Here is a 13,498-nt window from a genome sequence, read left to right on the forward strand (position 1 = left end):
AGGTTTCCGCACAGAATCCGATATACGGATAGGGCCCGCAGAGGCCGGTTTCTTAAATTCCTTTCGAGGGGGAAGGATCGTGGTCAATCTATACAAGGTAAGCGTGGGCACGCGCCTGCGTCTTATCGTCATCGTCGCGTTCGCATTGTTCGCGGTCGTCATGGTCGAGGCCGTCACCTCGCTTAAAGAGGTGATGCTCGAGGAGCGTCAGGCGAGCGTCCGGCATGCGGTCGAATCCGTGGTCGGGGTCGTGGAGCATTTCCAGAAGCTGGAGGCGGCCGGCGAATTGTCGAAGGACGATGCTCAGAAGGCGGCCAAGGCTGCAGTCAAGGGCCTTCGCTACGGCGACGGCGAATACTTCTTCATCACCGACATGGTGCCGCATACCCTGATGCACCCGATCAAGCCGGAGCTCGACGGCAAGGACATGCGGGATACGGCCGATCCGAAAGGCAAGCACCTGTTTGTCGAGTTCGTCGAAGTCGTGCGCAAGTCCGGCGCCGGCTACGTGGACTACCTGTGGCCGAAGCCGGGCTCGAGCGAGCCGCAGCCCAAGCTGTCGTATGTGAAGGGGTTCGCGCCCTGGGGCTGGATCGTGGGCTCGGGTGTCTACGTGAACGACGTCGACGAAGTCTTCCGGCATCACGCGCTTGACTCGGTTATCCTTGGCGTCCTTGCGGCTTTGGTCATTTTGGCCGTGTCGTGGTACATCGGCCGCGGCATCCTGAGCCAGTTGGGCGGCGAGCCTGCGGACCTGCAGCGCGTTGCCGCCAGCATCGCCGAGCGCGATTTGACCTCGCGCGTGACGGTGAAGGCGGGCGACAGCCGCAGCATCACCTACGCGATGGATCAGATGCAGTCGCGCCTCGTCGAAGTGATCCGCCGCGTGCGCGACAACGCGCATGACGTGAGCGAGGCGGTGCGCCAGGCCGCGGGCGCAGGGCGCGCGATCCACGACGCCTCGATGCGACAGACCGAAGTCGCCGGTAGCACGGCGGCCGCGATCGAACAGATGGCGGTGAGTGTCGCGCACGTCTCCGAGAACACCGAGGAAGCGCGCGGCAATTCGCGTCGCACCGCCGAGGTCGCCCAGCGCGGCGAGGAGCTCGCCCGCGACGCATCCGACGGTATCGCGCAGATCTCCGAGACCGTGACCAGTGCCGCCAAGCAGATCCAGGTCCTGCGCGACCGTTCGGGCGAGATCGGCCAGATCGCGAACGTCATTCGCGAGATCTCCGACCAGACCAATCTGCTCGCGCTCAACGCTGCGATCGAGGCGGCCCGCGCCGGCGAGCAGGGCCGCGGCTTCGCGGTCGTCGCGGACGAGGTGCGCAAGCTCGCCGAACGCAGCGGCGCCGCGACCGCACAGATCTCGCAGGTGATCGTGTCGGTCAAGGCCGAAACCGAAAGCGCCGTGGCGAGCATCGAGGAGATCGTGCCCAAGGTCGATTCGGGCGCGAAGCTCTCGAGACAGGCGGCCGAGGCCCTGCGCGAGATCCGCGGAGGCGCGCACGACACGCTCACCCGTCTCGAGGAAGTCGTGCTGTCGATGAAGGAGCTGACTTCGGCGAGCAACAGCGTCGCGACCAACATGCAGGAAGTCGCGGAGATGGCCGAACGCAGCAGCGACGAGATCCGCAGCAGCACCGAATCGACTGAAAGACTCACGCAGAGCGCCAGTGCGCTGGAACAGCTGACGGCGGGATTCCGCGTCGATTGAGGGTGACGCCGCCGGGGCGAGATCGCGAACGCGGGCAGGGTTGATCTGGGTCAATGGGGCAAAATTGACCGATCGGTAAGATTTGCTCTCCTTAACCTGGAGAGCCGATTCATGCCCGCATCCCAGACGCTCCTGGCGCCCGCGCGCCTGTTCCTGTCCGGCAACGACGCCGTTGCCCGCGCCGTCTGGGAGGCTGGCACGCGCGTCGCAGCCGCCTATCCGGGTACGCCCTCGACGGAAATCGTCGAGGTGCTGTCCCGCTATCCCGACCTCTACACCGAGTGGTCGGTCAACGAGAAGGTCGCGCTCGAAGTCGCGCTTGGCGCGTCGATGGTCGGCGCGCGTGCCTTCTGCGCGATGAAGCACGTCGGTCTCAACGTCGCGTCCGATGCGCTGATGACGACGACCGTCACCGGCACCGAGGGCGGCCTCGTGATCGCAGTGGCCGACGACGTCGGGATGTCCTCGTCGCAGAACGAACAGGATTCGCGCTACTGGGGTCGCTTCGCGCACGTGCCGGTGCTCGAACCCTCGGACTCGCAGGAAGCCTACGCGATGACGCTGGCGGCCTTCGAGCTGTCCGAGCGTTTCAAGGTGCCGGTGATCCTGCGCCTGACGACGCGCATCTGTCACGTGAAGGGGCTGGTGCAGACCGGTTCCCGCATCGAGGTCGAGCCTGCCGGCTTCGTCAAGGATCCACGCCACTGGGTGATGGTCCCGGGCAACGCCAAGCCGCGTCTGCCGAAGATGCTCGAACGCGATGCCGCGCTGCGTGCCGAAACCGAAGTCTCGCCACTCAACGAGGTGATCGACGGCAACGATCGCCGCGTCGGCTTCGTCACCTCCGGCGCCGCCTTCATGCACGTGCGCGACGCCTTCCCCGATGCGCCGGTGTTCAAGCTCGGACTCTCCTGTCCCGCGCCGCTCGAACGCCTGCGCGCCTTCGCAGCCTCGGTCGACACCCTGCTGGTCGTCGAAGAAACCGAGCCGCTCATCGAGACCGAGCTCAAAGCCGCGGGCATCGCGTGCCGCGGCAAGGACGTGCTGCCCAGCCTGCACGAACTTGTACCCGACATACTGAAACCGGCCGTCGCGCGCATGCAGGGCGAAATCGTCGAGCCGCCCCCGCACGTCGCCGCCCAGCAGGTCTTCCCGCGGCCGCCGACGATGTGCGTCGCCTGTCCGCACCTGGGCGTCTATTACACGCTCTCGCAGATGCGCAACATCATCATCTCGGGCGACATCGGCTGCTACACCCTCGGCGCGGGCCATCCGTGGAACGCACTCGACACCTGCATCTCGATGGGCGCGTCGATGGGCACCGCGCTTGGCATGGACAAGGGCAGGGGAGCGGCCGACGCCAACAAGAAGATCGTCGCCGTGATCGGCGACTCGACCTTCATGCACATGGGCATGCAGGGCCTGCTCGACATCACGTGGAACCGCGGCAACGTCACCGTGCTGCTGCTCGACAACCGCGCCGTCGGCATGACCGGCGGCCAGGACAACCCCGGCACCGGCCGCGACATCCACGGCGAGGAACGCTCGCGCGTCGACTTCGCCCAACTGTGCGAGGCGCTCGGCGTGCGCCGCGAACGCATCCACGTCGTCGATCCCTACCAGCTGCCGGTGCTCTTCAAGACGATCCGTGAGGAAACGAAGATCGAGGAACCCTCGGTCATCATCACCAACCGCCCCTGCGTGCTGATCGGCGACTACAAACCGACCACGCCCTACGTGGTCCAGGAAGATCGCTGCACCGGCTGCGGCAACTGCGTCGAGGTTGGCTGCCCCGCGATCCACGTCACGCGCCGCGACAAGGTCGTGAAGGCGTCCGGCAAGGAAGTCGACCTCTCCTTCGTGCGCATCGAAACCTCCGCCTGTACCGGCTGCGGGCTGTGCGTCCAGCCGTGCGCGCCGGAAGCGATCGTGCACGCCGAACCCGTCCAGACCCTCCAGTTCATCAGGAAGTGAGCGCCATGTCCCAGATTACCAACATCCTCGTCTGCGGCGTCGGCGGGCAGGGCGTCATGACCGCCACCGAAATCCTCGCGGAGGCCGCCATCTCCCTCGGCTTCGACGTCAAGAAGACCGAAGTCGCCGGCATGAGCCAGCGCGGCGGCGTCGTGACCTCGCAGCTGCGCTTCGGCAAGGAAGTCCGCTCGCCGCAGATCGGACCCGGCGAAGCGGACCTGCTGGTCGCGTTCGAATCCGCCGAAGCGCTGCGCTGGAGCCACATGCTGAAGCCGGGAGGCGTCGCCCTCGTCAATACCGGCTGCATCGTCCCGCCGGTCGTGAATCTCGGCCTGTTCCCGTACCCCGAAGATCCGGTCGATAAGATGCGCGCGCTCGGTCTCACCGTACACGCCTTCGACGCCACTTCGATCGCGCTGGGTCTGGGCAACATCCGCCTCGGCAACACCGTCATGCTCGGCGCGAGCTCCGACCTGCTGCCCTTTCCGGCAGCGGTGCTTCGCGACGCCGTCCTCGCCCGCTTCGGCGCTCGCAAGCCCCACCTCGTCGACGCGAACCGTGAAGCGTTTGAGGCGGGCCGAAAAGCTGTTGCCAGCGAACCCGTCGCCGCCTAAGCGCAGGTGCAGCCGTTCGTCCTGGCCCGTTGAAGAGTAGTAGGCGGACGTCGACAGGCTCGGCCAGAACGGGATCAGGCTGGTCGCGCCCGAATCAGAGGCGGGAAGCAACCGGTCTTCCCAAGTCTAGCCCCCGATGGCGGCTGTTCCGTGCTGAGGCGTCCGCTTGCGCCAACGAAGCGCGGAACAGCCGCCGTCGGGGGCGGATCGAAGCCGCCTAGCACCCCGAAGTTACCCCCAAGCGACGCCCGGAAATCCCCTAGCGACATCGCAGAATCGGATCGCACAAGCCCCTGATCTTCCGATAAAATGCCCGGTTTTTCCTTCAGGGCTTCAAGATCATGACGGCTCGCATCATCGATGGCAACGCGCTTTCCGCGCGCGTGCGCGGCGAACTCGCCGAACGTGCGGCGCAACTCACTGCGCAGGGCGTCCAACCCTGCCTCGCGGTGATCCTGGTGGGCGAGAATCCGGCCTCCGCCGTGTACGTCCGCAACAAGGTCTCCGGCTGCGAAAAGGCCGGCATCCGCTCGCTGCGCTTCGACTTCGCCAGCGATGTGGACGCCGACGTCGTCATGACCAAGATCGCCGAACTCAACGCGGACCCCGCCGTCCACGGCATCCTCGTCCAACTGCCGCTCCCCAAGCAGTTCAACGAAGCAGAAGTCCTCGAAGCCATCTCCGTCGCCAAGGACGTCGACGGCTTCCATGCCGAAAACGTCGGCCGCCTGTCGCAAGGCCAGGAAGCCTTCCTGCCCTGCACCCCGCACGGCGTCATGAAGATGCTTGAAGCCGAGAACATCCCCGTGCAGGGCGCTGAAGCCGTCGTCATCGGCCGCTCGAACATCGTCGGCAAACCGATGGCGATGCTGCTCACCAACGCCGGCGCGACCGTCACCGTCACGCACTCCAAGACCCGCGATCTTGCCTTCCACACGCGCCGCGCCGACATCCTCGTCGCCGCGATCGGCAAGCCGCGCTTCGTCAAGGCCGACATGGTCAAGCCCGGTGCCGTCGTCATCGACGTCGGCATCAACCGCCTGACCGAAGGCCCGGAAGCCGGCAAGCTCTGCGGCGACGTCGATTTCGAATCGGCGAAGGAGGTCGCCTCCGCGATCACTCCGGTCCCTGGCGGCGTCGGTCCGATGACCATCACGATGCTGCTCGCGAACACCGTCGAGTCGGCCGAACGCGCACTGCGCAAGAAGGGTTGAGACGATGAGCGCAGCAAGCGACAAGCCGGTCGTCGGCATCATCATGGGATCCAACTCCGACTGGCCGACGATGCAGGCCGCGGCGAAGATCCTCAAGGAATTCGGCGTGCCCTACGAGGCGAAAGTCGTCTCGGCGCACCGCACGCCGGACCTGATGTTCACCTACGCCGAAACCGCTCGCAGCCGCGGCCTCAAAGCCATCATCGCGGGCGCCGGCGGAGCCGCCCACCTGCCCGGCATGGTCGCTGCCAAGACCACGCTGCCGGTGCTCGGCGTGCCGGTGCAGTCGAAGGCGCTGTCGGGCCAGGATTCGCTGCTGTCCATCGTGCAGATGCCCAAGGGCATTCCGGTTGCGACCTTCGCGATCGGCGAAGCCGGTGCCGCCAATGCGGGACTCTTCGCAGTCGCGCTGCTCGCCAACCAAGATGCCGCGCTCGCGGCGAAGCTGGAAGAGTTCCGGGCCCGCCAGACCCAGGCGGTGCTCGACATGACGCTCGACGAGGCCTGATGTGATTCTCCCTCCCGCAACCCTGGGAATGCTCGGTGGCGGCCAGCTCGGCCGCTTCTTCGTTTCTGCTGCCCACGAAATGGGCTACAAGGTCTGGGTCCTCGACCCGGACCAGAACAGTCCCGCCGGCCTGATCGCTGACCGGCACCTCGTTGCGGCCTATGACGATTTCGCTGCGCTCGACGAACTCTCCGCCAACTGCGCGGCTGTGACGACGGAGTTCGAGAACGTCCCCGCGACGACGCTCGACTACCTGGCCAAGTTCATCCCCGTGCATCCGTCGGCGAGCGCCGTCGCGGTGTGCCAGAACCGCATCGCCGAAAAGACCTTCCTCGCCGACAACGACATCCCACACGGCCCATTTGCTGCGATCCGCAGCGAAGAAGACCTGCGCAATGCCGACCCGGCGCTGTTTCCGGCCGTGCTCAAGGTCGCGCGCTTCGGGTATGACGGCAAGGGCCAGGCGCGCGTCGCGAGCCTGGACGCTGCGATCCACGCCTTCCACCAGTTCGGCTGCGAAGCCTGCGTGCTGGAGAAGATGCTGCAGCTCGACGCCGAAGTCTCGGTCGTGCTCGCGCGCGACGAAGCCGGCAACGTGCGCAACTTCACCCCCGGCGAGAACAGTCATCGCCACGGCATCCTCGACGTCACGATCGTCCCCGCGCGCCTTTCGCCGGCGCTGACCGAACAGGCCTGCGACGTTGCCTGCCGCATTGCCGAGAGGCTCGGTTACATCGGCACGCTCGGCGTCGAGTTCTTCATCTGCGATGGCCAACTCGTCGTCAACGAGATGGCGCCGCGTCCGCACAACAGCGGCCACCACACCATCGACGCCAACCTCATCAGCCAGTACGAGCAGCAGGTGAGGGCGCTCTGCGGCCTGCCGCTCGGCGAACCGGGCGAACACAGCGCCGCCGTGATGGTGAACCTACTCGGCGAGCTGTGGTACGGGGCCGACGATCATTACCGCGAGCCGGACTGGTCTGTGCTGCACGCTGTGCCCGGCCTGCGCCTGCACCTCTATGGCAAGCACCACGCCCGTCCGGGCCGCAAGATGGGCCACTTCACGGTGATCGGCGACGATCCGGCGAAGGTGCTGGTGGCGGCGCTCGCGGCGCGCGAGGCGATCGGCATTCAAGATGACGAGCACTGATTCGCGGCCGGCGTCGGCCACAGCATCCGCTGACGACATCCACCGCGCGGCCGACCTGCTGCGCGCGGGCGAGCTCGTCGGTATGCCGACCGAGACCGTCTACGGCCTTGCTGCCGACGCGCTCAACGTCGACGCCGTGGGCAAGATCTTCAGCGCCAAGGGCCGTCCCGCCGACCATCCGCTGATCGTGCATCTGCCCGACGCATCGCACCTCACGCGCTGGGCGCGCGCCATTCCAAAGGAAGCGATCGCGCTCGCGAACGCCTTCTGGCCCGGCCCCTTCACGATGATCCTGAAGCGCGAGGCCGACGTCCCTGATTCCGTCACCGGCGGCCAGGACACCGTCGGCCTGCGCGTGCCCGACCATCCGGTCGCGCTCGCGCTGCTGAAAGCCTTCGACTCCGGCATCGCCGCCCCGTCGGCGAACCGGTTCGGCCGCATCAGTCCGACGACCGCCGCGCATGTGCGCGAAGAACTCGGCGACAAGGTCGCGCTTGTGCTCGAAGGCGGCGCCTGCCAGGTGGGCATCGAATCGACCATCCTCGACCTATCGCGCGACACGCCGACGATCCTGCGCCCGGGCGCGATCTCCGCCGAGGACATCGCCCGCGTGATCGGCCGTCGTCCGCAGCTGCGCGCGCCGCATACGGAGCAGGGTGTCGCCGGAGAGGCAGCTGACGCCGACACGCCGCGCGTCTCAGGCTCGCTCGCCGCGCACTATGCGCCGCGCACTCCGCTGCGGATGATTCCCGCCGCCCACCTCGCCGAGGAAGCGGGCACCCTCGCCGGCGAAGGCAGCCGCGTCGCGGTGCTCGCGCACACCTGTGCCGATCCTCACGACGCCCGCCTCACCTGGCGCGCGGCCCCGGCCGACCCCGCCGGCTTCGCGCACGACCTCTACGCTAACCTGCGCGACCTCGACGCCTGCGGCGCCGACTTCATCCTTGTCGAGGCACTCCCCGACTCCGCAGCGTGGCAAGCCATCGGCGACCGCCTCGGGCGGGCAGCGGTGGGCTCGGGCGAAAGTGATGGCGTCATCGACGAACGCGACGAAACGTGAACCGCGAGCGGCCTTCCACAATCAAAAAAGTGCGGCTATAATGCGCAACTCTTAAGGGCCGATAGCTCAGCTGGGAGAGCGCTGCGTTCGCAATGCAGAGGTCGGGAGTTCGATCCTCCTTCGGTCCACCAGGATTCTCTTTAAGGATCAGTAAGTTACGATAAGTAGCCTACTGGTCCTTTTCTCTTTTCTGCTCCCCGCGATCACATCCAGTGTGATCAAAGTGTGATCACGCACGGGCGGTTCGTTCGAGTGAGCCGTCCCGTCCAGAGTCTCACAAACGGCGTCACGAGCTGTCAAGCCGCGCTTCGTCGCCATCCGCATCAGAATCATTGTGATGACGTTGCCTATGTCATCTACATCGTTGCTGCGGGTATCCTAGCTGTTACTCTATGCCGTTCTCAGCGAGGAGCGACTGGATGAGCGACCTTTGCCCGGTATGTGATACGACTCTCAAGAAAATGGACGAGCGAGCCAGTGAAGATCGGTCGTACGTGGACTGTCCACGTTGTGGCCCATTTTCCGTCACAGGCTCCGTGATGCCTTGGCTGAAGGGAAAGGTTCAGCAAGGCACAGATGGTCCTGCACGCATGAGCTATGCACTGCGTCGAATGACCAATAACGAGCAATGGGCATTGCTTGATTCGCAGGTGCTGGACGATCTGATGCAAAGCGTCCGCCTTCCCAAACCTGCCGAGCAACTAAACCTGTTCGTTCAATGGTTGGGCGATAGACAGCCAGGCTACGGCGACGGTGCCCACTACGACGAGCATGAAATTGCAGCGACGATTGGTGCGAGCAACCAAGCTGGCCTCAATTTTGTGCTTACCGAAGCTTCTGGTCGTCATTTGATTTCGACGCACATTCAGGAAATGCTGAGCGGTGATCTCTTAGTGGCTGGCGAGCTACAGCTTACATTCGCAGGGTGGGCGCTTTACGACGAGATCCAGCGGGGGCATCTCGCTTCACGGACGGCGTTCATGGCCATGAAGTTCGGCGATACCGAGCTTGACAGTGTATTCAGGGACGCCTTTGTTCCTGCGGTCAAAGCGACCGGTTTCAACTTGCTGAGACTTGACGAGGTCGAGCGGGCCGGGTTGATCGATGACAAGCTACGTGTCGAGATCAGGCAGTCGCGTTTTCTCATCGCGGACCTGAGCCACCATAACAACGGCGCTTATTGGGAAGCGGGATTTGCTGAAGGTCTGGGAAAGCCGGTTATCTACACCTGTCGCCGGGATGTCTTTAACGACAAGACCAAGGGCACGCACTTCGACACGAATCATCATCTCACCATTGTCTGGGAGCCGGATCGACTCGAAGAGGCAGCAGAGCGGCTAAAGGCTACGATTCGTGCAACTCTGCCTGACGAAGCCAGATTTGCCACCTGACTGCTGCCTACATATCATAAATCGTCAGAAGGTAGGCTATAACTAACTGATTTTTCGCGCGTTTCGGCCTTACACGCTCTCGTTCAGTACGCTTTTTCGCCCCCGAAATGGGACAAAAAAGGGACAGGAGCCTAAGTCTTGAACTCCCAAATCAGTTGTAGGGCTTCCGTTTCGAGGCGTGAACTGCTTCTCGTCGTGGGACTTGGGTGAACCGCCTATACCGCCTTCCCTAAGCTTAGTCAGGTGCTCACTACAATCAATCGAAGGGCCGTCGCCACGGAGGCGTGGGCCGAAAATTTCGAGAGAGGTAGCGATGGACGTGTCTGGCAACGTAGAAAGGTGGGAGCGGTACTTTGAGCGGGAAACGGCCGCCCGACCCGAACTGGGTGCGCTCATTATCGAGTGTCTCAGGGATCAGCTGGTGGCCAAGGACCGGAGTTCAAAGAACTTTTGGCGCGACGAGGTGAAGCACAATGCACAAATGCTCGAGGAAGCGAAGCGGCTGATTGCCGGTGCGTGGAAGACAACACAGCAGCGGCTGCGCCTTCAACGGTATGACGAATACTGCATCATGGGGCCGAGGACGCGCGAACCCGCCGTGCCCGAACCGGCTGTCGTCGATTCGGACGAGCTGATGAACGCCTTGGATCATCTCTTGGCCGAGGCCGAGGTCGAGGGCAAGGTCGAGGGCAAGGTCGAGGGCAAGGTCGAGGGCAAGGTCGAGGTCGAGGTCGAGGTCGAGGTCGAGGTCGAGGTCGAGGTCGAGGTCGAGGGCGGGCTTTCGGTGGGGGAGGTGGCAGCGTCGGGTGCCGCACGGGCCTCGGAGAAGAGCGGCGTCGGGTCAGCCGGAAACGCCTACCCTAAGCTGCCGGTGGATTCGTCCGGCGCGAGTCAAGATGAACTGGTTGCGAGGTCTGTAGAGATCGCAAGTCGGTTTCGCGATGATGGTGATTACGAAGCGGTTCGGCGGGAGTATTTGGAGGTCTCGTTCTTGCTGAATCAGATCGGGTTGTTCGCGCCCGTGTTTCGCGACCAGCCTCGCATGCCGTTTCGCAAAGCCGAGTGGGAAAAGTACAGCGCGCTGTTGAATGATCAGATCGTCATCGACTTCCACTGGATGCACTGTCGTGGTGTGCCGATGAGGTCACGGTGGCCCGAGGTCACGAAGATGCTCAACGGCACGAGCGAATTCGACTCCGACGCCATTGCCGACCGGCTCGCGGCAAAGAAGTGGTCGTGCGACTTCCGCGTGGAGGAGCTTGTCTTCGTGAGTGACCGCCAGCAGATTCAGCTCGTGCAGCTCCGCAACACGAATTTGAAGGAGAGATACCGGGCGCTCGTTGAGGGCACCAGGCAGCGTGATCCAGGCAGCAAGCCTGCCCGCACCAAGGCCAGGGTGGCCCCGATCCGTAAAGCCATCACGAATTGGGCCGATCGTAATCATCGTGTCCGTGGCCAAGAGGACATGTATGAGTCGATTTGGATTGCGATGGAGCTGCTCGGTCCGGGCGCGAAGGCCGCGCACATCGGGGAGCTGGCGGCGCTGCGCGTCGGCGTAAAGCCGCTTGCCGCAAGGACGATGACGGATAAGATCGTCACTTTACAAGCGATGCTGAAGCAGGCCGGAGTGAGCTAGCGCAATTGCCGGGTGGTCGTCGGGGATGAGACGGGGAGTTGCCGGAGGAGGAGGCGGATGAGGAGCTGGAGGACCAAGGCGGGAGTAGGCGGAGGTGGTGAAAAGAATATGTGAATAAAATATTAATATAATCAGTGTGTTATACGCCTATCCTTCTATCCGTTCCGCCATATAGATGTAAGTAAGCAATGACTTATCGGAGAAGAGGTAGAAATACCTTTACGCTGCCGCGAGGCCGACCCGCCCCGCCGCGGGCGGGGACGGGTCGCATGTTGTAATCGTTCTTTCAGTTCATTTGACTATCGGCGGCACGGAACGTCGGCTTCGCCTCCGTTCTCCATCCGCGATGTGGGAAACGTAGTCCAGCATCAACAGGAGGCGGTGTCGGTGCATGCTCGGGCCTCGTGTCTTATGCATTCGTAGTGCGTGGTATGCTCGCGATCATCTAGGTAGCGGTTGAGTCATGCCCTTCGTCACGTACTATGCACTGGCGCCGGATCTGCCGGTCAGCGCGCCGGACAGCCTGTAGGCGAGCCTGTATGAAGGGATACCGAACCGCCTCGTGGGCTGAGTTCAGGCGGAAGGTGATCCGTCTCGACGGAGGTGTCTGCTCTGAGTGTGGGCGAGGCGTCGAGGACGGTGCAGTCCTTCACGTCCACCACAAACAGTACATCGCTGGGCGTCTGCCTTGGGAATACCCCTTCGATGCCTGCGAGACTCTGTGCGGTGGCTGCCATGCCGCCAAGCACGGGAAGGTGCCGCCCCGGACCGGCTGGTCGTTCGTGGGCGTTGACGACCTACAGGACTTGGTCGGCACGTGCGAGCTATGTGGGACTGTGATCCGGTACGTCTTCATGGTCGATCATCCGCACTGGCGCCCGATGGAGGTCGGCACCGACTGCTGCGACAATCTCACCTCGACCGAAATCGCTTCCGAGTTTATGGAGTCGAAACGTCGGCATGTGGAGCGCCTGAAGCGGTTCGTGTCCTCGTCGCGGTGGAAAGTTGGCCCTGGGGGCATCCACTTCATCAGGCACAACAGGCTGAGCATTGAAATATTGCCCGACAGTGGGAAGTTCAGACTCCGCATCGAGGGGCGGCGTGGCAAGCGGTTGTTCTCGGAAATCTTCGAGGCGAGGAGGTTCGTCTTTCAAGTAATCGAATCGGGTCAGCTTAACGAATATATGCTGAAGCGCTCAGCGCGCAGGCGCCTGTCGGGCTGATGATGACGTTCTGTTCATAAAGGTTCGCGAGGTTGCGAGGCGGCGGAGGCTCGTAGCCTTCTGCCTTTTCGGTTTTGAGCGTCGTCGCAGCCTCTATAAGATCACCATCACTTCCTCGGATTGACGACGACACTGCCCCCACCCGGTCTCTGAATGGTTAGGACTTCGCTCCTATAAGACGGTCTATAAGTCGGGCAATTCCGAGATCACATTTGAGCAAGTCAGCGCTTCAGCGATGACGAACGCCGGAAATCGACCGTATTCTGGCATCTCACGATCACCGGGTCGTGACCTGTCGGAATCCTATCCTTGTGGACTTTTTGACGGCGTCCTATTCTTGGCTACGTTTTCCAACGGGCATACAGGAGCAGACGATGGCCACCTTCGGTTACGGGCGGGTTTCGACGGCGACACAGACGACAGATAACCAGCGGCTGGAGCTTGAACAAGCCGGTCATGAGATTGACCCGGACTTCTGGTTCGCCGACGAGGGGATCAGCGGGAAGGTCGCTGCATCACAGCGTCCAGCGTTCAAAGCGATGCTCGGTCAAATACGTCGGGGTGAGACGCTGGTAGTCTCCAAGCTGGACCGGCTCGGTCGGGACGCCATCGACGTGCTGCAGACGGTTAGACAGCTTGGCGAACGCGGCATCAAGGTTGTCGTACTCCAGCTTGGGGATACCGATCTGACGGCACCGGCGGGCAAGCTGCTGCTGTCGATGTTGGCGGCGGTCGCCGAGATGGAGCGCGACCTGTTGGTGGAGCGCACGCAGGCTGGACTGGCGCGGGCGCGTGCCGAAGGCAGGACCCTCGGCAGACCCACTAAAACAACGCCAGAGCAGCGCACCGAGATTTTGCGTAGGCTGGATGACGGCGAGTCGGTTAGCGCGCTGGCGAGGCTGTATGGGGTTTCCAGGGCTAATATTATCGGCATACGGACACGAGCGGCGTGACTGTCCAGCGCGTCGTCGCGACCGGCACTGAAGGAAGCGCTGGCGCACTCCC

General features: G+C 63.5%; 11 protein-coding genes and 1 tRNA gene. All 12 read left to right on the forward strand.

All coding sequences use genetic code 11. From position 1 onward, the window contains the following. The first annotated feature begins 79 nt into the window (after positions 1-79). The 12 genes from VJ673_RS13545 to VJ673_RS13600 all read left to right on the forward strand — a co-directional run bounded on the left by VJ673_RS13545 (position 80) and on the right by VJ673_RS13600 (position 13,446). Positions 80-1,720, forward strand: a complete 1,641-nt coding sequence (locus VJ673_RS13545) for a methyl-accepting chemotaxis protein (protein WP_324126642.1) — start codon at positions 80-82, stop codon at positions 1,718-1,720. 111 nt (positions 1,721-1,831) lie between these two features. Beyond that, entirely contained in the window at positions 1,832-3,694 is a 1,863-nt protein-coding gene (locus VJ673_RS13550; protein WP_324126643.1) for a thiamine pyrophosphate-dependent enzyme, read from the forward strand. Between the two features lie 5 nt (positions 3,695-3,699). Beyond that, a complete protein-coding gene (locus tag VJ673_RS13555; protein WP_324126644.1) occupies positions 3,700-4,308 on the forward strand; it encodes an indolepyruvate oxidoreductase subunit beta in 609 nt (202 codons plus the stop codon). 341 nt (positions 4,309-4,649) lie between these two features. Further along, positions 4,650-5,522 carry a bifunctional methylenetetrahydrofolate dehydrogenase/methenyltetrahydrofolate cyclohydrolase FolD gene (gene folD / locus VJ673_RS13560; RefSeq protein ID WP_324126645.1) on the forward strand — a complete coding sequence of 291 codons (873 nt, stop codon included), beginning with the start codon at positions 4,650-4,652 and terminating at the stop codon, positions 5,520-5,522. Between the two features lie 4 nt (positions 5,523-5,526). Continuing rightward, complete coding sequence (gene purE / locus VJ673_RS13565; protein WP_324126646.1) at positions 5,527-6,030, forward strand: 5-(carboxyamino)imidazole ribonucleotide mutase; 504 nt, start codon at positions 5,527-5,529, stop codon at positions 6,028-6,030. Position 6,031: 1 nt separating this feature from the next. After that, positions 6,032-7,183 (forward strand): 5-(carboxyamino)imidazole ribonucleotide synthase, encoded by a 1,152-nt coding sequence (locus VJ673_RS13570; protein WP_324126647.1) that lies wholly within the window; start codon positions 6,032-6,034, stop codon positions 7,181-7,183. Next, the gene (locus tag VJ673_RS13575; RefSeq protein ID WP_324126648.1) at positions 7,170-8,243 is read left to right on the forward strand and encodes an L-threonylcarbamoyladenylate synthase; all 1,074 of its coding nucleotides are present in this window, start codon (positions 7,170-7,172) and stop codon (positions 8,241-8,243) included. The genes VJ673_RS13570 and VJ673_RS13575 overlap by 14 nt, the downstream gene beginning before the upstream one ends. Positions 8,244-8,298: 55 nt before the next feature. Beyond that, positions 8,299-8,374: transfer RNA gene (locus VJ673_RS13580), tRNA-Ala, on the forward strand. A 288-nt stretch (positions 8,375-8,662) separates the two neighbouring features. Further along, entirely contained in the window at positions 8,663-9,634 is a 972-nt protein-coding gene (locus tag VJ673_RS13585) for a hypothetical protein (protein WP_324126649.1), read from the forward strand. A 313-nt stretch (positions 9,635-9,947) separates the two neighbouring features. Further along, a complete protein-coding gene (locus tag VJ673_RS13590) occupies positions 9,948-11,270 on the forward strand; it encodes a hypothetical protein (RefSeq protein ID WP_324126650.1) in 1,323 nt (440 codons plus the stop codon). Between the two features lie 854 nt (positions 11,271-12,124). Then, a complete protein-coding gene (locus VJ673_RS13595; RefSeq protein ID WP_324126652.1) occupies positions 12,125-12,493 on the forward strand; it encodes a hypothetical protein in 369 nt (122 codons plus the stop codon). A 374-nt stretch (positions 12,494-12,867) separates the two neighbouring features. Beyond that, entirely contained in the window at positions 12,868-13,446 is a 579-nt protein-coding gene (locus VJ673_RS13600) for a recombinase family protein (protein ID WP_324126653.1), read from the forward strand. Positions 13,447-13,498 lie beyond the last annotated feature (52 nt).

The organism is Aromatoleum sp., assembly GCF_035254505.1.
In the GTDB taxonomy this organism is placed as follows: Bacteria; Pseudomonadota; Gammaproteobacteria; order Burkholderiales; family Rhodocyclaceae; genus Aromatoleum.